Source organism: Promicromonospora sp. NPDC050262 (genome assembly GCF_040655935.1).
Taxonomy (GTDB): domain Bacteria; phylum Actinomycetota; class Actinomycetes; order Actinomycetales; family Cellulomonadaceae; genus Promicromonospora.
Window position 1 is genome coordinate 1 of record NZ_JBFAKX010000023.1, and the last position, 17,779, is coordinate 17,779.

A 17,779-nucleotide genomic window follows, 5' to 3' on the forward strand; every position below is an offset into this window, starting at 1 on the left:
GCCGCGCCGCGCGCCGCTCGCGCTGCGCCACCGGGTCCGGCGTCGGCACGGAGGCCAGCAGCTCGGCGGTGTAGTCCATGTGCCGATCTCGATGCCAACTGCCGAACCAACGGGCGCACTGCCGAACCAGGGCGGGCCAGCTGCCGATCCGACGGGCGCACCCCACCTCATCCTGGCCGCCGCAAAAGGTCAAGGATCGGTAAGGCCGAAGATTTTCCCAGGCAATTGCGCACATGACAGGAATTGGCAATTGTGAAGATCACTGCGCTCCGGTTGCTTTTGTAAGCGACAGGCAGTGTGATTGTGTTCACAGCAAGTATTCAGGGCGGCAGGGACCGTGCCCTGGGGGTCGAAAAGGCGCAAGCCTGATCGACGGCGAGCGACGTGCACGGTCAACCCCGTCCAGCTGGTGAGAGCGGAACCCGGCTTGAGGATGCTCCCGGATTCCGTACTCGATAGGCCGAGATCTCGCCACCGCAGTGGCCGGGCCCTCGCACTTCCGGATCGCGAACGGAAATTGCGAGGAGCCCGGCCGCACGGCGAATCGTTTCGCGGAATGCACGCCGGCCGGAAAAGAATCACCACACCCGGCATTCTCCAGGCGTTGAAACGCCGTCAGCCGCGATTCCCGCCGTTTGCACAGCAGCCCTCACCGCCACTGCGCCCGCGAGTACTGCGGCTGCACCCCCACGCCGGCGTCCACGGGAACCGTCCCGATCTTGTCGCGCAGCGTGTGCGCCGCCCGCAGCGGCCAGTAGGGGTCGCGCAGCGCCTCGCGGCCGATCATGACGGCGTCCGCCGAGCCCTCCACGAGGATCTGCTCGGCCTGGACCGGGTCGCTGATCAGCCCCACCGCGCTGACCGGCAGGCCCGACACCTCACGCACCCGGCGTGCGTGCGGCACCTGGTAGCCCGGCCCCACGGTGATGTGCGCCGGCGCCACACCCCCGGTCGAGACATCCACGAGGTCGGCACCGAGCGTGCCGAGCCGGCCCGCGACGGCGGCGACGTCGTCCACCTCGAGCCCGCCCTCCAGCCAGTCGGTCGCGGAGAGCCGGACCAGCACGGGCAGGTCCTCGGGCCACGCGGACCGCACCGCGCCCACCGTCTCCTCGACGAGCCGCGAGCGCGCCTCGGCCGACCCGCCGTACTCGTCGGTCCGCGAGTTGGCGACTGGCGACAGGAACTGGTGCAACAGGTACCCGTGCGCGGCGTGCACCTCGACCGTGTCGAAGCCGGCCTCGCGGGCCCGGCGCGCGGCCGCCGCGAAGTGCTCAGGGACGTCTGCGACCTGCTCGGGGGTCATCTCCTCGGGCGTCGCGAACCCCGGGTAGGGCGTGGCGGACGGCCCGACGGTCGGCCAGCCGCCGTCGGCCGCCGGGACGCTGCCCTGCTCCGGTGCCCACGGACGGAAGGTCGACGCCTTGCGCCCCGCGTGCGCGAGCTGGATGCCGATCCGCGCCCCGCGCGCGTGCACGAAGTCGACGATCCGCTTCCACCCGGCGGTCTGCACGTCGTTCCAGATGCCGGTGTCCTGCGGCGAGATGCGCCCCTCCGGCACGACGGCGGTCGCCTCGGTCATGACGAGCCCGAACCCGCCGGCGGCCCGGGCGCCGAGGTGCACGAGGTGCCAGTCGTTCGGGAGCCCGTCGTCCGCCGAGTACTCGCACATCGGCGCCAGCCAGGCGCGGTTCGGCAGGGCGAGGTCGCGCAGGGCGATCGGTTCGAGGAGGAGGCTCACGCCAGCCCCTAACGTGGCCGGTCTCCGGGCAATTCCGGGGCATCGGCACGACGTCTCAGGAAGTGACACCGGTTTGTGAGGGGGGTCACCGTCCGGGACTACACTCACCGACCAGAGACAACGTCAAGGCAGCCCCAAGCACCTGCCCGAACGAACGCGAAGACGCGCACCGGAGGTCACCGTGACAGACACCAACCCGACGTCGGGCTCGGCATCCAGCCCCAGCCTCGAGAACCTTCTGCACGAGACCCGGAGCTTCCCGCCCAGCGCGGAGTTCGCGGCTCAGGCGAACGCACAGGCCGACCTGTACGAGAAGGCGTCGGCCGACCGCCTGGAGTTCTGGTCCGGCCAGGCCCGGGAGCTCGTGACCTGGAAGACGCCGTTCACCGAGACCCTGGACTGGAGCGGAGCCCCCGTCGCGCGCTGGTTCGCCGACGGCACGTTGAACGCCGCGTACAACGCGGTGGACCGCCACGTCGAGGCCGGCCACGGCGACCGCGTCGCCATCCACTTCGAGGGCGAGCCGGGCGACACCCGCACGGTCACGTACGCCGACCTGCAGCAGGAGGTGTCCCGCGCGGCCAACGCGCTCACCGCCCTGGGCGTGCAGACCGGCGACCGCGTGGTCATCTACCTGCCGATGCTCGTCGAGTCGGTCGTCGCGATGCTGGCCTGCGCCCGCATCGGCGCCCCGCACTCCGTGGTCTTCGGCGGATTCTCCGCGGACGCCCTGCGCAGCCGGATCGCCGACGCCGAGGCCACGCTGGTCATCACGGCGGACGGCGGCTACCGCCGCGGCGCGCCGTCGGCCCTCAAGCCGGCCGTCGACGAAGCACTCGCCCCCAAGGAGGGCGCCGACCCGACGACGGTGCGGAAGGTGCTCGTCGTGCGGCGCACCGAGCAGGACGTGGACTGGGTCGAGGGCCGGGACGTGTGGTGGCACGAGGCCCTCGCCGAGGCGTCCGACCAGCACGAGCCGGTGGCCGTCGAGGCGGAGCACCCGCTGTTCATCCTGTACACCAGCGGCACCACCGGGAAGCCGAAGGGCATCCTGCACACCACCGGCGGCTACCTCACGCAGGCCGCGTACACGCACCGGAACGTGTTCGACCTCAAGCCGGAGACCGACGTCTACTGGTGCACCGCCGACGTCGGCTGGGTCACCGGCCACTCCTACGTGGTCTACGGCCCGCTCGTGAACGGCGCGACGCAGGTCCTGTACGAGGGCACGCCCGACACCCCGCACCGCGGCCGCTGGTGGGAGCTCATCGAGAAGTACAAGGTCTCGATCCTCTACACGGCGCCGACGGCGATCCGCACCTGCATGAAGTGGGGCGACGACATCCCGGGCGGGTTCGACCTCTCGTCCCTGCGCGTCCTCGGCTCGGTGGGCGAGCCCATCAACCCCGAGGCGTGGATGTGGTACCGCCGCGTTATCGGCGGCGACAAGGCCCCGATCGTCGACACCTGGTGGCAGACCGAGACCGGCGCCATCATGATCAGCCCGCTCCCGGGCGTGACCGCGACCAAGCCCGGCTCGGCGCAGGTGGCGCTGCCCGGCATCGCCGCGACCGTGGTCGACGACGAGGCGCAGCCCGTGCCCGACGGCGGTGGCGGCTACCTCGTGCTCACCGAGCCGTGGCCGTCCATGCTCCGCGGCATCTGGGGCGACCTGGAGCGCTACAAGGAGACGTACTGGTCGCGGTTCGAGGGCCTCTACTTCGCGGGCGACGGCGCCAAGAAGGACGAGGACGGCGACATCTGGCTGCTCGGGCGCGTGGACGACGTGATGAACGTGTCCGGCCACCGGCTGTCGACCACCGAGATCGAGTCGGCGCTCGTGTCGCACGAGATCGTGGCGGAGGCCGCCGTCGTCGGTGCCGCGGACGACACCACCGGCCAGGCCGTCGTCGCGTTCGTGATCCTGCGCGGCAGCCACGCCGGCCGGGCCTCGACGCCGGAGGGCGCTGCCGAGGTGCAGAAGGAGCTGCGCGACCACGTGGGCAAGGAGATCGGCCCCATCGCGAAGCCCAAGAAGATCCTCGTGGTGCCGGAGCTGCCCAAGACCCGGTCTGGCAAGATCATGCGCCGCCTGCTCCGCGACGTCGCCGAGGACCGGGCCGTGGGCGACGCCACGACGCTGGCCGACTCCTCCGTGATGGACCTGATCACGGCGGGCCTGGCGGCGCCGTCGGCGTCCGCGGAGGACTGAGCTACCGGAGGGCCGAGTCCCAGGAGGACCGGACCGGCAGCCGCCGAGGTGGGACGACCACCTCGGCGGCCGTCGCCGTCAGCCCTCGGTGCGCTCCGGCCCGACCTCGTGGAACGTGCGGTCGAAGTGCACCAGCGCGCGCCCCTCGACGGACCCGGAGGCGTGCACCCGGACCACCCGCCCCAGGAGCAGCAGGTGGTCGCCGGCCTCGACCTCGGTCCAGGTCTCGCACTCCAGCACGTGCCGCGCGTCCTCGACGAGGACCGGTACACCGCCCTCACCCGGTCGGACGGCGAGGCCGGCGAACTTGTCCGGCGCCTTGGAGGCGAAGACCGCAGCCACGTCCCGCGCGTCGTGCGCGAGCACGTGGACGGCGAACCGCCGCGCCGCCCGCAGCGGTCCGAGCGTGCGGCTGGAGTGCGCGACCCCGACGGCGACCAGCGGCGGGTCCAGGCTCACGCTCATCACCGCCGTGGTCGTCAGGCCCGCGGGCACTCCGCCCGCCGCCGTCGTCACCACGCACACGCCGCTCGCCAGCCCGGCCATCGCGTCCCGGAAACCGTCGGCGACGGGATCGAGAGGCGATGTTGATGACATCAACATCTCTCCATCCTCCGCGCTCGATGTTTCGCCGGGATCACTCCGGCGCGTGGGTTCTGTTACGGCTGCGGACGAGCCCCGAAACGCGCCGCAACGCCACCGTCCGAGGGCCCGTCTCCCCTAGCATTCGAGGCATGGACGTGCGTATCGACGAGGCCACCGACCCTCTCGATCGATCGGTCACCCGCCTGGGGCAGAAGATCCGCGGGCTGCGCCATGCCCAGGGCCTGACCCTCGTCCAGCTCGCCGAGGCGACGGGCCTCTCGCACTCGTTCCTCAGCCAGGTCGAGCGCGGCCGGGCACGGCTGAGCATGTCGTCGCTGTTCCGCGTCGCGGACCGGCTGGGCACCACCCAGCAGCTCCTGCTCACCGAGGGCACGGCGCCCGCCGCGGGCGGCACCCCCGTGGTGCGCCGGACCGACGACGCTTCGGCCGCCTCGGCGGGCGGCGGCACCGTCCGGGCCCTCGCGCCGGCCGGCGACCGCCCGTTCGACCCGATGGAGTACACCGGGACGTCCCGCGAGCCGGGTCCGTACTGGGCGCACGACGAGGACGAGTTCGCCTACGTCGTGGAGGGGCACGTGCTGCTCGACCTCGACGGGACGCTGGAGAGCGCCGGACCGGGCGACTCCGCCTTCTACCGCGGCGGCACCCGCCACCGCTGGGCCAGCGCCGACGGCGAGCCCTACCGCCTGCTGGTCGTCAAGCAGCGACTCCCGCGAGACGCCGGCTGAGCCCACGCGCGACGTCGCGCTCGTCCGCCGTCACGAGGCGGCCGTCGCGGACGACCACCCGCCCGCCGACCACGACGTGGCGCGGCCTGCGCCCGGGCGCGGCCCAGAGCAGGCCGGCGACCGGGTCGGCCACCCCGGCGTCGGCGACGCCGCTCACGTCCCAGACGCACAGGTCCCCGGCCGAGCCGGGTTCCAGCCGGCCGAGCTCGGGCCTGCCGAGCCCGTCCGCCGACCCCGCGCCGGCGGCGTCCAGCAGCTCGCGCGCCGTGAGCTGGCGGCCGACCAGGGCGGAGACCTGCATGGCCAGCCGCGCGTCCGCGAGCAGGTGGCCGGCGTCGTTGGACCCGCCGCCGCTCGTGCCGAGGCCCACGGTGATGCCGGCGGCGAGCAGCCGCGCCACCGGCGCGACGCCCCAGCCCATCGGCACGTCGCACCCCGGCGCGTGCGTCGCGGACGCGCCGGAGGCGGCGAGGCGGGCGATCTCGTCGTCGGTGACGTCGCACAGGTGCGCGACCGTGACGTCGGGGGCCAGCCAGCCCCACTCGTCCAGCAGGTCCAGCGGGCGCCGGCCATAGCGCTCCAGTGCCGCGACCACGTCCACCTGCTCGTTGGCCTGGGTGCGACGGCGCAGCCCGCGCCGCGCCGCCACCTCGCCCAGCAGCCGGAACGTCTGCTCGCCGTCGCTGTGCACGCCGGCCGGGCCGACCGCCACCTGGACGCGGCCGTCGGCCCGCACGCCACCGGGCGCGTCGCCCACCAGCGCCGCGGCGATCGCGTCGGCGCTCGACGCCGCCGCCTCGGCGTCGTCGCCCGCGGAGCCGCGGACCAGCACGAGGCGCGCCCCGAGCTCGTCGGCCGCCCCGGCCGCCGCCCGGGCGAGGTCCACCGTCTCGGCGGTGGAGAGCCCCGCGGGCCAGGTCAGATGATGGTCGGCGACGGTCGTGACGCCGCTGAGCAGCGCCTCGGCGAGCCCCGCGCGTGCGGCGAGACCCACCAGCTCCGCGTCCACCCGGGCACGCGCGTAGGCGGCGGCCATCAGGCCGAGCCACTCGCGCATCGGGACGCCGCGGGTGCCGGGCAGCGTCCGGAAGGCCGTCTGGAGCAGGTGGTGGTGCGCGTTCACGAGCCCGGGCGTGACGACGCACCCGGTGGCGTCGAGCTCCTCGACGCCGCCCGCGAGCCCGCCGGCCGCGGACCCAGGGGCCGGACCCACGCCCACCACCCGGCCGTCCGCGCCCACCACGACGTCGCCGCCCGGCTCGCCCTCGACGGCGCCCGGCCCGGTGCGCACCGCGAGCGCACCCCGCACGACCAGCCCCGGCGCCGTCCGCGGCCCGCCGCCGACCTCGCCGCCCGCCCCCGCAGCGCTCACCCGCGGTCCCGCGGCGTCAGCCCCGCGGCCCCGTCGGCCGGGGTGGTGAACCGGGACGCCTCGACGAAGGTGCGTGCGAGGTGCTCGACCGCGTGCTCGAAGAGCTCCTTGCCCGCCTCGGCGGTGGCGGTCGTCGGGTCGCCGATGTGGCCGTCCGGGCCGAAGTCGCTCGACAGCCAGCCGAACGACGTCGACCGGCCGAACCCGATCTGCTCGTACGCGAGCAGGTCCTCCGGCACGCGCCGCTCGGCGCGGTCCATCCGGACCAGCTCCGGGCGCAGGTGCAGCATGAGCGAGGTCTCGCCGTGGCCGCCGTGCACGCCCAGCCCGTGCTCGGCGCCGGACGCCGGGGCGCCGCCCTGGTCGCGCGGCGTCGCGACGTGCGCGAAGAAGGTGCGCAGCCCGAACCGGCGGCGCAGCTCACGGTTCGCGACCTGGCCGAGCGCGGAGTTGCCGCCGTGCCCGTTGACGAACAGCAGCCGGGTGATGCCTGAGGCCGCCACGGACCGTCCGACGTCCACCAGCACGCGCATGAGCGTGTCCCACGACAGCCAGATCGTGCCGGGGAACCCGGCGTGCTCGTCCGACTTGGTGTAGGCGAGCGGTTCGAGCAGCACGACGGACGCCGTACCGGACGCCGTCACCGCCGCGGCGGCGGCCGCCGCGGCCTCCGTCGCCGTGACCAGGTCGGTGGACACCGGGAGGTGCGGGCCGTGCTGCTCGATCGCGCCGAGGGGCAGCACCGCCACCGTGTCGTCGGGCAGCGCCTCGATCTCCGGCCAGGTCAGGTCGGCGAACCGCGGGGCCCGGGCCGCGCCCATCAGCGCACCCCGATGTTCACGCGGGTGTCGACCGGCGGAGCGTCCACGAGCTTGCCCGGGTTGAGCAGACCCTTCGGGTCGGTGGTGCGGGCCGTCTCGCGGGCGAGGTCGACGTGCCGGTCCACGTACCACTGGTGCGGGGAGTGCACGCCCAGGCCGAGCGCCTCCAGGCGCTCGATCCCGGCGAGCGCCTCGGCCTCCGAGACGTAGTCGGCGACCACCATGGCGAGCGGGGCGGTGCCCATGAGCTCCAGGTGCAGGTGGACGTCGCCGTCGTAGACGGCCCGGACCTCGTCCTCACGCTCCCAGTGCGCCCGGCCGCCGGTCTCCATGTGGAACCATGTGCGCTCGGGGTGCGCCTGCTGCAGGTGGTAGACCGGGTGGTTGTACGACATCGACGACAGCTTGTCGGTCTCCGCGTAGTCCGCGAGGCTCGCGACCACCGCGCCGCCCGCCGCCACGATCCGCGCCTCGACCTCGGCCACGGTCGAGGCCTCTGCGATGACGCGCAGGCTGTACCGCTCGGGGTCGAGCGGCACGGTGGCGGGCAGGCTCGGCACCAGCGCGGGCGGGTCCGCGGACGCGAGCCGCGGCAGCACCGGCAGGTCGAGCAGCGAGCGGTGCACGCCCGTGAGCGACGCCCAGTCGGCGAAGGCCGCGTAGACGGCGACCCAGTCGCGGGCGGGGTCGGTGGCGATCTCCAGCTCCACGATCACGCCGGTGACGCCGTAGACGTGCACGTACGGCATGACGTCGGGGCCGGTCACGGTGAACGTGGTGCCGCTGCCGTCCATCGGGGCGACGGTGAGCGAGAGCACGAACCCGTCGGAGGTGGACCCGTGCTCGATCGTCCCTGTGCCGGCCGAGCCGCCGCCCACGAAGCCGCCGATCGTCGTCCCCTTGGTGGACGGGTAGATCCAGATGTCCCGTCCGGCGGCCCGGGCCGCCACGTCGATCGCGCTGATCTTCGCGCCCGCGCCCGCCGTCACCGTGCCCGAGTCGTTGACCCGGATCGTGTCGAGGCCGCGCAGGTCGAGCACGAGCCCGCCGTCGAACGGCGTCGCCTGCCCGTAGTTGCCCGTCCCCGACCCGCGCGGGGTCACCGGCACGTCGTGCTCGTAGGCGATGCGCAGCACCTGCGCCACCTCGTCCGCGGTGGTCGGGCGCACCACGGCGTCGGGCAGGTACCGGCCCGCGGGGACCTTCTCCCGCAGGATCGGCGACATGCGCGACCAGTCGGACGACGCCTTGAGCAGCAGCTCCGCCTCGACGGAGACGAGCCCGGGCCCGAGCGTGCGGGCGATCTCGGCCGCGGCCAGCGCGGACCGCTCTGCGGTGTTCGGAGTGTGGTCGGTCATCGGTGCTCGTCAGCTCCCCATCGAGATGGTGTCGTCGGTGAACTCGTTGGTGTACAGCGACTCGGGCTCGATGTCCGGGGACTCGATCTGGCCTGCGTCCACGAGGATCGGCGCGAAGGTGTCGACGATCTCGGTCATGCGGTCGGGGTCGATCCTGCCGAACACCCCGGAGGCCGGGTCGTCCACCACGAGGTCGAGGTCCTTCTGGGCCTGCACGGAGAAGTCGGCCACGCCGAGCGAGTAGGTCCACCCGGTCTGGTACTGGTCGACGAGGTCGACGATCAGCTCGTTGGTGGCCTGCGGGTCGTCGAGGTAGTCGATCTGGGCCTGCTGCATGATCGGCACGAGCTTGGCGAGGCAGTCGGCGTTCTCCTCGACCTTGTCGGCGCGCACGGCGAGCGCCTCCGGGTAGACCGAGTAGCCGACGTCGGCGAGGAGCTGGTACCCGACCGGCTTGCCCCACTGCGGGATCTCGTTCTCGTAGATGTACGGCTCGGCCGTGGCGAACCCCTGCTGCAGCACGGCCGGGTCGGAGACGAAGCGCTGCGGTGTGCCCTCGTAGCTGAGGTCGATCTGCGCGTCGTCGATGATGCCCTGGGCGGCGAGCAGGCGGGGGAAGACGTCGCCGGAGGACACCACGGGGTCGCCGTCCGCGGCGGCATCCTCGATCGTCTCGGCGCCGTCGTGGCTCTCCGGGTCCCACATCACGATCTGCGGGCTGGTGGTGAGCATCGAGGCGACGGTGACCACCGGGTTGTCGGCCAGCGCGGTGATCTGGACGTCGGTGGTCACCGCGCCGAGCAGGATCGAGTCGTCGAGGTACATGAGCGACGGGACGGGCTGGAAGTTCACGTTCGGCCCGCCGGGACGCACCTCGATGTCCACCCCGGTGTCGACGCCCTGGGCCACCAGGGAGCCGGTGACCGACTTGGCGTCGGTGTCCACCGTGAGGTCCGAGCCGACGAGCGAGTACATCGCCCCGTGCTCCGCCTCGGGCTGCCAGTCCTGCTGCATGACGACGGTCGCGGGACACACGTCGGCGAGGTCGAGGGGTCCGCCGGCCTCCGCCGCCGGCGCGTCGACCTGGCCGGTGCCGCCCGCCTGCGCGTCGGCGGTGCCGGTGCCGCAGGCGGTCAGGGCGAGGAGCGGGAGGACGGACAGCGCGGCGAACGCGAGGCGTCGCGGTCGGGACAAGGGCATGAGGGACAAGGGCATGAGGACTCCTGAGGGGGGAGGGGGCGAGGGGGGGACGCGCGGCGCTCAGGCGACGCCGCGGCCGTACCAGCGGCCGATGACGGCCCGGTCCAGCGCTGCGAAGACGGAGAACATCGCGACCCCGAACAGCGCGGTGAGGATGATGGCCATGAACAGGGCGTCCATGTTCAGGCGCAGCGTGTAGGTGCGCAGCAGGCCGCCGATCCCCGGCGAGCCCTGCTGGAAGAAGAAGTCGCCGACGATGGCACCGATGACGCTCAGGCCCGCCGCGTTGCGCAGGCCGGTGAAGATCGACGGGAGCGCCGCGGGGAACTGGAGCTTGAGGAGCCGCTGCACGCGGGTGGCGCGGTTCAGCGTGAACAGGTCGTGCGCGGCGGGACCGGCGGACTGCAGCCCGAACAGCGTGTTCGCGATCATCGGGAAGAGCGCGATGATCACGCACACGACGATGCGGGCGCTGAAGCCGTAGCCCAGCCAGATCCCGATCAGGGGCGTGAGGGCCAGGATCGGGATGGTCTGCAGGATCACGGCGTACGGGTAGAGGATCTTCTCCGCCCAGCCGGCCTGCGCCATGACCACGGCGTACCCGATGCCCAGCACCACCGCGATCGCCAGCCCGCACAGCGCCACCCCGACGGTCTGCCAGAGGGCGTCGAACATGGGGTTCATGACGTTCGGGTTGCCGAGCGTGTTTCCGAGCACCTCGTGCAGCGGCGGCAGCAGGAAGCGCCGCTCGGGTGCGAGCACGAGGTAGGTGACGCCGTACCAGACGGCGACGATGCCGAGCACGGCCGCGAGCAGCGGCCATGCGGCGGTCCCGGCGGACAACAGCCTGCGTCGGGCGGTGGTCGGGCGGGCGGTGATCGGTCGGGCGGTGCTCATGAGTGCTCCTCGAGGGCCGCCGAGACCTCGCCGGTGAGCGCCGCGAACTCGGGCTCGTACCGGAGCCGGGGCGGGCGCGGGTAGGACCAGGGGACGGGGATGTCGGCCACCACGCGGCCGGGGCGGCCGCTCATCACGACCACCCGGGTGGAGAGGTAGACCGCCTCCGAGACGGAGTGCGTGATGAACAGCCCGGCGAAGCCCTTGAGCGCGAACAGGCTCTGCAGCTCGGTCTGCATCCGCAGGCGGGTGATCTCGTCGAGTGCCCCGAACGGCTCGTCGAACAGCGCGAGGTCGGGTTCGGCGACGAGCGCCCGGGCGATCGACACGCGCATCCGCATGCCGCCGGAGAGCTGCCGGGGGTGCTGCTTCTCGAAGCCGGTCAGGCCCACGAGGTCGAGCGCCTCCTGCGCCCCCTTGCGGCGGTCCGCCTTCGCGGCGCCCCGCAGCTCGCCCGCGAGCTCGACGTTGCGCAGCGCGCTGCGCCACTCCAGGAGCGTGGGCTCCTGGAACACGTACGACGTCGAGGTGGCGTTCACCTCGATGTCGCCGCCGGTCACCTCGTCGAGCCCCGAGGCGAGGCGCAGCAGGGTGGACTTGCCGCAGCCGGAGGGCCCGACGACGGAGACGAACTCCCCGGCGGCGACCGTCAGGCTCACCCCCTCGAGCGCCACGGTGCCGGTCGGGAACGCCTTGGCCACGTCGTCGAGCACGAGGGTGCGCGTCATGGACCGGGGTCGCGGGGTCGTCGTGCTCACTGTGCTCACTGGGGTCACCTCACGAGCTGGTCGGGTTGCGGGGCCTCGGCCGCCGGGATGGCGGCCGGTCCGAGGGCGAGGGCGGTCTGCACGCGGGTGTCGGCCACGACGCGGCCGCCGGCGACGACCACGCGCGCGAGGGTCGCGCCGGCCAGCACGTCGCCGAACGGCACGTCGGGCACCAGCACGAGGTCGGCACGGTCGCCGACAGACAGTCCCGCGGCCGGGAGGCCGAGCACGGTGCGGGCGCCAGACGTCACGGCGTCGAGCGCTTCCCGCGCGGACAGGTGCGCCGCGGTCATGAGCAGCGACGTCGTCTCGAAGGGGTCGGCGCTGCCCGCGGGGTTGAAGGGGTCGCGCAGGTTGTCGGCCCCCGCGGCCAGGGGGACCCCCGCGTCCAGGAGGGCACGCACGGCGGTCAGTCCCCGGGGCGCGAGGTGCGTGCTGTCGCGGCCCTGGAGGTAGAGGTTGGTGATCGGCAGCGTCACCACGCCCAGGCCGGCCCGGGCGACGAGGTCGACGACGGGGCCGAGGCGGTCCGGCGGCAGCGACCCGAGCCGCACGGCGTGGCTCGCGGTCACGCGCTGGGTCAGGCCGCGCGCGATCACCTCGCGGGCGAGCGCCTCGACGTCGAGCACGCCGTCGTCCGGCAGCGCCGTCTGCTCGTCGGCGTGCAGGTCCACGGGCAGACCGGTGCGCTCGGCCAGGTCGAGCACCCGGGTGATCTCCGCGCGCGGGTCGGGGGCCAGGTGCGGGCACCCGCCGAGCACGTCCACCCCGCGGGCGGCCGCCTCGGCGAAGACCTCGGTGGGGGTGTGCCACCCGCCGAGGAGGCAGACCTGGAGCGTCACCGACCCCGCGAGCTCCTCGCGGAGGGTGAGCAGCGCGTCGAGCATGCGCAGCGGGTCGCCCTCCGCGGGGGCGTCCACGTGGGTCCGGACCGTCGTGATGCCCCGGCTGACGTAGCGCCCCACGGCGGCCCGGGCACGGTCGAGCACGTCGGCGCCGTCGATGTGCGGGGCGATCTCCCGCCAGCGCTCGATCGCGCCCACCAGGTCCTCCCCCGTCCCGGCGGGGATGCGCGCGGCGGTCAGCGCCTTGTCGAGGTGCGCGTGCGGCTCGCACGCCGCGGGGAGCGCGAGCCAGCCCGTCGCGTCCAGCCGCCCCGTGTCGTCGCCCAGGTGCGGCAACCGGCCGGCGGGCGCCACGGAGGTGACCCGGCCGGCGTCGATCTCGACGTCGACGAGCTCGCCGTCGACGGTGCGCACGCCGCGCAGGGCGGTGACGTGGGCGCCGGCGAGCAGCGCGGCACCGTCGGGACCACCGACGGGGAGAGGCGCCGACCTCGTGGTGCCGTCGTGCACGGCATCTCCTCTCCGCCGGCCCGGCCGGACAAGAATGTTGATCAGAGGAACATTCGGAACGCTAGAGGCGGCCTGTTTCCGCCGCGTGTCCGGTGCGGCGCGGCCGTGTGAAACGTCACCCCGCCCCGTGGAGCAAGATGGGTCCATGCGAATCGCCGCCCCCATCGAGATCGGCCCGCTCGACGCCGACGCCCAGCAGGCCGTCCGAGACCTGGCCGCGGCCGCGGAGGCGCACGACGGCGTCGCGCCGCTGTCCGAACAGCCCCTGCTCAACCTCGGCACGGACGCGGAGTGGATCACGCACGTCGTGGCGCACACCACGGCGGGCAGCACGGTCGGCTACGTGCAGATCGACCGGTCGGGCGAGACCGCGAGCGCCGAGCTGGTGATCCATCCGGAGCACCGCAGGAACGGTCACGGCCGGGTGCTGCTGCGCACCGCGGAGCGCGACGCCACGCTGCCGTCACGCTCGGGCGAGCCCGGCCAGCACGGCAAGCAGCTGCGCGTGTGGGCGCACGGCGACCTGGAGCCCGCCCGCGAGTTCGCGCGGGCGGCGGGGCTGCGGCCGGTGCGTGAGCTGCTCTTCCTGGCCCGCCCGCTCGCCGGGGCGGACGGCGCCCCGGAGGTGCCCGCCGCCCCTGCCGGCTACCGCCTGCGCACCTTCCGCCCCGGGGCCGACGACGCCGCCTGGCTCCGCGTCAACGCGCGCGCCTTCGCCACCCACCCGGAGCAGGGCCGGATGTCGCTCGACGACCTGCGCACCCGGCAGGCCGAGCCGTGGTTCGACCCGGAGGGCTTCTTCCTCCTGGTGCCCGACGAGGCGCCCGGCGTGGACGACGCCGACCCGGTCGCGTTCCAGTGGACCAAGACGGAGCCGGGCCAGCCGGACGGCGCGCGCGACGGCGAGATCTACGCGCTGGGCGTCGACCCGGACCAGCAGGGCAAGGGGTTCGGCCGGCTGATGACCGAGGTGGGGCTGGTCCACCTCGCACGATCCGGGGCCACGCGCGCCGTGCTCTACGTCGAGGGCGACAACACGCCCGCCCTCGCCACGTACGAGCGCGCAGGCTTCGCGCGGGCCGCTGTACACGTGCAGTATGCCCGCCCGTGACGGACGCTCTCCGGGAGCGTCACCCACTGTGTACCGAACGGTGACACCATGAACGACATGAAGGACAGCGTCGCGAGCAGCTCCGCCAGGACCCGGGACAAGAACGGTCGATTCATGAAGCAGAGCCCCCGTACCGCAAGCGTGGAGCCGACCGACGGCGAGTCCGTCCCGGTTCCGGCCGCCAAGGTGACCGACGGCGTGCCCGCCGTCGCCGCCGGGGCCGCGCGGCCGACCGCGCTAAGGTCCGCCCTCGTCGAGAAGCCTGCGCAGAAGCCGGCCGCGCCGAGGCCGGCCCCGCCGAAGCCGGGCGAGCCGGAGGACATCCTGGCGCCGCACTCCCTGGACCCGAGCCTGGCCGCGCACATCGCGGAGCACATCGCGGAGAACCCCGGCGGGACGAGCCTGCTCGACCCGCTGCTCGGCGAGCCGCTGCCGGTCGACCGGTTCGCCGACCGGGAGCTGAGCTGGCTCGCGTTCAACCAGCGGGTGCTGGAGCTCGCGGAGGACCCGCGCATCCCGCTGCTGGAGCGCGTGCGGTTCCTGGCGATCTTCGCGTCCAACCTGGACGAGTTCTTCATGGTGCGCGTGGCCGGCCTGCAGCGCCGCATCGCCACGGGTATCGCGGTCACGAGCGCCTCGGGGCTCAGCCCCCGCCAGGCGCTGTCGGCGATCTCCGAGGGCGCGCACACCCTGATGGCCCGGCACGCGCGCGTGTTCGAGGACGAGGTGCAGCCGGCGCTGGCCGCCGAGGGCATCACGCTGGTGCACTGGGAGGAGCTGGACACCAAGGAGCAGGAGCGGCTGCACAAGTTCTTCCGCAAGCAGATCTTCCCGGTGCTCACCCCGCTGGCGGTGGACCCGGCGCACCCGTTCCCCTACATCTCGGGCCTCTCGCTCAACCTGGCCGTGGTGGTGGCCAACCCGGCCACGGGCAAGGAGCACTTCGCCCGCGTCAAGGTGCCGCCGCTGCTGCCGCGCTTCATCGCGGTCGACGCGTCGGGCAAGCCGCGCCGCCCCGGCACCAAGAAGGCCGACCCGCAGCGCGGCCCGCTCTCGTTCGTGCCGCTGGAGGAGGTCATCGCCCAGCACCTCGACTACCTGTTCCCCGGGATGGAGGTGCGGGACAGCCACACGTTCCGCGTCACCCGCAACGAGGACGTGGACGTCGAGGAGGACGACGCCGAGAACCTGCTCCAGGCGATGGAGAAGGAGCTCCTGCGGCGCCGGTTCGGCCCGCCGGTACGCCTGGAGATCGCCAAGGACATCAGCCCGCGCATCCGCGACCTGATCGTCCGGGAGCTGGGCGTCAAGGAGGAGGAGGTCTACGAGCTGCCCGCGCTCCTGGACCTCACCGGCCTCAACCTCATCGCGGACCTCGACCTGACCTCCCTGCACTACCCGCCGTTCGTGCCGTCCACGCACCGGCACCTCGCGGAGGTGGAGAGCTCCAAGCCCACCGACGTCTTCGCCGCGATCCGGCGCCGGGACATCCTGCTGCACCACCCGTACGACAGCTTCTCCACGAGCGTGCAGACGTTCCTGGAGCAGGCGGCGGCCGACCCGAACGTGCTGGCGATCAAGCAGACCCTGTACCGGACGTCGGGCGACTCTCCGATCGTGGACGCGCTGATCGACGCCGCCGAGGCCGGCAAGCAGGTGCTCGCCCTGGTCGAGATCAAGGCCCGGTTCGACGAGGAGGCCAACATCTCCTGGGCGCGCAAGCTCGAGGAGGCGGGCGTGCACGTGGTCTACGGGATCGTGGGCCTGAAGACGCACTGCAAGCTGTCGCTCGTGGTGCGCCAGGAGCCCGACGGCTCCCTGCTGCGCTACTGCCACGTGGGTACGGGCAACTACCACCCCAAGACGGCGCGCCTGTACACCGACCACGGCCTGCTGACCTGCGACCCCGACGTGGGCCAGGACCTGACCCGCCTGTTCAACCAGCTCTCCGGGTACGCGCCGAAGTCGACGTTCCACCGGCTGCTCGTGGCGCCCCGCGCGGTGCGCTCCGGCCTGGTCGAGCGCATCGAGCGCGAGGCGGCCGCCGCCCGCGCGGGCCACGAGGCGTGGGTCAAGATGAAGATCAACTCGGTGGTCGACGAGACGGTGATCGACGCCCTGTACCGCGCCTCCCAGGCCGGCGTGAAGGTCGACCTGGTCGTGCGCGGCATCTGCGCCGTCCGTGTGGGCGTGCCGGGCCTGAGCGAGAACATCCGGGTGCGGTCCATCCTGGGCCGCTTCCTGGAGCACTCGCGCATCTTCGCGTTCGCCAACTCGGTGGGCCCCGCCCTCGCCGAGGGCCCCGCGACGGGCCCGGAGGTGTACATCGGGTCGGCCGACCTGATGCACCGCAACCTCGACCGCCGCGTCGAGACCCTGATCCGGATCTCCGACCCGACCCACATCGGCGAGCTGCTCGGCCTGCTGGACGAGTCCATGGCGGACACGACGGCGTCCTGGCACCTGCTGCCGGACGGCCGGTGGGAGCGCCCCTCGTCGGGTTCGGAGGGCAACGGCCTCCGCGACCTGCAGGCGGTCCTGATCCAGCGGCAGCGGCGCCGGCTCGAGCCCGTCCGGTGACGGGCCGGAGGTCGGTGGTGGGTACCGAGCCGACGACGGCGACCTCGCCGCCGGCGGGGATGCACACTCCCGTGGTGATGACGGCGGGCGGGATCGTCTGGCGTCGTCGGGCCGGCAACGTACAGGTGCAGCTGGTGCACCGCCCCCGCTACGACGACTGGTCGTGGCCCAAGGGCAAGCTGGAGACCGGCGAGACCTTCCAGGGCGCGGCGATCCGCGAGGTCGCCGAGGAGACGGGCAAGGAGATCGTGCTCGGCCGCCCTCTTCCCGGCCTGCAGTACCTGACGCCGGAGGGCCGCGTGAAGCGGGTGCACTACTGGGCATCCCGCCGGGCCCGCAGGGGCCGGGACACCGCAGGGCTCGCGGCCCGTGTGCCGGTGGCCCCGGTCGACCGCGAGGAGGTCGACACGGTGGAGTGGCTGGACGCCGCCGACGCCGTGAGCCGCCTCACCCGCGCGTCCGACCGCGGGCCGCTGAACGCCCTGCTCGCCGCCGAGGCCGAGGGCGCGCTGGACACCCGCGTGCTCGTGATCGCGCGGCACGGCCGGGCGGTGTCGCGCACCTCCTGGCACGGCGGGGAGCGCGACCGTCCTCTCACCCCGCTCGGGCACGGGCAGGCCGCCGCACTGGTACCCGTGCTGGCCGCCTACGGCGTCGAGCACGTGATCAGCTCCCGCTGGGAGCGCTGCGCCACGACCATCGACCCGTACGTGCGGGCCGCCGGCCTGCGCCCGAGCTACAGCGAGTACCTCACGGAGGCGCAGCACGAGCGGTCGCCGTCGCGCGTCGCGGCGACCGTGGGCGAGCTGCTCGAGGAGGCCACCGAGTCGTCGCTGATCTGCACCCACCGGCCCGTGCTGCCCACCGTGCTGGACGTGCTCACCCAGCATGCGGAGGGTGCCGTGGCGGACGGCCTGCCCCGGCAGGACCCGTTCCTCGAACCCGGCGAGGTGCTCGTCGCGCACGTCGCCGACACGCCCTCGGGACCGCGCGTCGTGGCCACGGAGAAGGTAAGTCCGCAGGTCTGGTGA

General features: G+C 73.5%; 15 protein-coding genes. 5 read left to right on the forward strand and 10 right to left on the reverse strand.

Going from position 1 to position 17,779, the window contains the following annotated elements; genetic code table 11:
- Together AB0I29_RS24380 and AB0I29_RS24385 are read right to left on the reverse strand one after the other, a co-directional pair.
- Window positions 1-235 (reverse strand): hypothetical protein (locus AB0I29_RS24380; RefSeq protein ID WP_357486545.1); only part of this gene is annotated, 235 nt, incomplete at its 3' end.
- 414 nt (window positions 236-649) lie between these two features.
- Window positions 650-1,741, reverse strand: coding sequence for an NADH:flavin oxidoreductase/NADH oxidase (locus tag AB0I29_RS24385; RefSeq protein ID WP_357486547.1), 1,092 nt, complete (start codon window positions 1,739-1,741; stop codon window positions 650-652).
- A 181-nt stretch (window positions 1,742-1,922) separates the two neighbouring features.
- On the opposite strand from AB0I29_RS24385, the gene acs reads away from it, so the two are divergent.
- Window positions 1,923-3,953, forward strand: coding sequence for an acetate--CoA ligase (gene acs / locus AB0I29_RS24390; protein ID WP_357486549.1), 2,031 nt, complete (start codon window positions 1,923-1,925; stop codon window positions 3,951-3,953).
- Window positions 3,954-4,031: 78 nt separating this feature from the next.
- Here acs and AB0I29_RS24395 read toward each other — a convergent pair whose 3' ends face one another.
- A complete protein-coding gene (locus tag AB0I29_RS24395; protein ID WP_285107572.1) occupies window positions 4,032-4,550 on the reverse strand; it encodes a flavin reductase family protein in 519 nt (172 codons plus the stop codon).
- A 137-nt stretch (window positions 4,551-4,687) separates the two neighbouring features.
- Between AB0I29_RS24395 and AB0I29_RS24400 the strand changes: the two genes are divergently transcribed.
- Window positions 4,688-5,287 carry an XRE family transcriptional regulator gene (locus AB0I29_RS24400; RefSeq protein ID WP_285107570.1) on the forward strand — a complete coding sequence of 200 codons (600 nt, stop codon included), beginning with the start codon at window positions 4,688-4,690 and terminating at the stop codon, window positions 5,285-5,287.
- Here AB0I29_RS24400 and AB0I29_RS24405 read toward each other — a convergent pair.
- From AB0I29_RS24405 to AB0I29_RS24435, 7 genes are read right to left on the reverse strand one after another with little or no spacing between them, the layout of a single operon-like run.
- Window positions 5,256-6,659, reverse strand: coding sequence for an amidohydrolase family protein (locus tag AB0I29_RS24405; RefSeq protein ID WP_357486552.1), 1,404 nt, complete (start codon window positions 6,657-6,659; stop codon window positions 5,256-5,258). The genes AB0I29_RS24400 and AB0I29_RS24405 overlap by 32 nt on opposite strands.
- Window positions 6,656-7,480 carry a creatininase family protein gene (locus tag AB0I29_RS24410; protein WP_285107567.1) on the reverse strand — a complete coding sequence of 275 codons (825 nt, stop codon included), beginning with the start codon at window positions 7,478-7,480 and terminating at the stop codon, window positions 6,656-6,658. The genes AB0I29_RS24405 and AB0I29_RS24410 overlap by 4 nt, the downstream gene beginning before the upstream one ends.
- On the reverse strand, window positions 7,480-8,838 hold the full coding sequence (locus AB0I29_RS24415) for an FAD-binding oxidoreductase (protein ID WP_357486554.1): 1,359 nt from the start codon (window positions 8,836-8,838) through the stop codon (window positions 7,480-7,482). Before AB0I29_RS24415 ends, AB0I29_RS24410 begins: the two co-directional genes overlap by 1 nt.
- Before the next feature lie 9 nt (window positions 8,839-8,847).
- On the reverse strand, window positions 8,848-10,053 hold the full coding sequence (locus AB0I29_RS24420; RefSeq protein ID WP_357486556.1) for a hypothetical protein: 1,206 nt from the start codon (window positions 10,051-10,053) through the stop codon (window positions 8,848-8,850).
- A gap of 45 nt (window positions 10,054-10,098) precedes the next feature.
- Window positions 10,099-10,935 (reverse strand): ABC transporter permease, encoded by an 837-nt coding sequence (locus AB0I29_RS24425; RefSeq protein ID WP_357486558.1) that lies wholly within the window; start codon window positions 10,933-10,935, stop codon window positions 10,099-10,101.
- Window positions 10,932-11,702: an ABC transporter ATP-binding protein gene (locus AB0I29_RS24430; protein ID WP_357486560.1), complete on the reverse strand. Its 771-nt coding sequence runs from the start codon at window positions 11,700-11,702 to the stop codon at window positions 10,932-10,934. Before AB0I29_RS24430 ends, AB0I29_RS24425 begins: the two co-directional genes overlap by 4 nt.
- 5 nt (window positions 11,703-11,707) lie before the next feature.
- Complete coding sequence (locus tag AB0I29_RS24435; protein ID WP_357486562.1) at window positions 11,708-13,057, reverse strand: amidohydrolase family protein; 1,350 nt, start codon at window positions 13,055-13,057, stop codon at window positions 11,708-11,710.
- A gap of 145 nt (window positions 13,058-13,202) precedes the next feature.
- Between AB0I29_RS24435 and mshD the strand changes: the two genes are divergently transcribed.
- The 3 genes from mshD to AB0I29_RS24450 are packed head-to-tail and all read left to right on the forward strand — an operon-like array spanning window position 13,203 to window position 17,779.
- Window positions 13,203-14,168, forward strand: a complete 966-nt coding sequence (mshD, locus tag AB0I29_RS24440) for a mycothiol synthase (RefSeq protein WP_357486564.1) — start codon at window positions 13,203-13,205, stop codon at window positions 14,166-14,168.
- A gap of 57 nt (window positions 14,169-14,225) precedes the next feature.
- Window positions 14,226-16,748, forward strand: a complete 2,523-nt coding sequence (locus AB0I29_RS24445) for an RNA degradosome polyphosphate kinase (protein WP_285107704.1) — start codon at window positions 14,226-14,228, stop codon at window positions 16,746-16,748.
- A 14-nt stretch (window positions 16,749-16,762) separates the two neighbouring features.
- Window positions 16,763-17,779 (forward strand): NUDIX hydrolase, encoded by a 1,017-nt coding sequence (locus tag AB0I29_RS24450; protein ID WP_357486566.1) that lies wholly within the window; start codon window positions 16,763-16,765, stop codon window positions 17,777-17,779.

Excerpts from the sequence above, each read along its gene's own strand:
- AB0I29_RS24445 (WP_285107704.1), top strand. The coding sequence starts at position 14,226 with ATGAAGGACAGCGTCGCGAGCAGCTCCGCCAGGACCCGGGACAAGAAC.
- mshD (WP_357486564.1), top strand. The coding sequence starts at position 13,203 with ATGCGAATCGCCGCCCCCATCGAGATCGGCCCGCTCGACGCCGACGCC.
- AB0I29_RS24400 (WP_285107570.1), top strand. The coding sequence starts at position 4,688 with ATGGACGTGCGTATCGACGAGGCCACCGACCCTCTCGATCGATCGGTC.
- AB0I29_RS24420 (WP_357486556.1), bottom strand. The coding sequence starts at position 10,053 with ATGCCCTTGTCCCTCATGCCCTTGTCCCGACCGCGACGCCTCGCGTTC.
- AB0I29_RS24425 (WP_357486558.1), bottom strand. The coding sequence starts at position 10,935 with ATGAGCACCGCCCGACCGATCACCGCCCGCCCGACCACCGCCCGACGC.
- AB0I29_RS24410 (WP_285107567.1), bottom strand. The coding sequence starts at position 7,480 with ATGGGCGCGGCCCGGGCCCCGCGGTTCGCCGACCTGACCTGGCCGGAG.
- AB0I29_RS24395 (WP_285107572.1), bottom strand. The coding sequence starts at position 4,550 with ATGTCATCAACATCGCCTCTCGATCCCGTCGCCGACGGTTTCCGGGAC.
- AB0I29_RS24415 (WP_357486554.1), bottom strand. The coding sequence starts at position 8,838 with ATGACCGACCACACTCCGAACACCGCAGAGCGGTCCGCGCTGGCCGCG.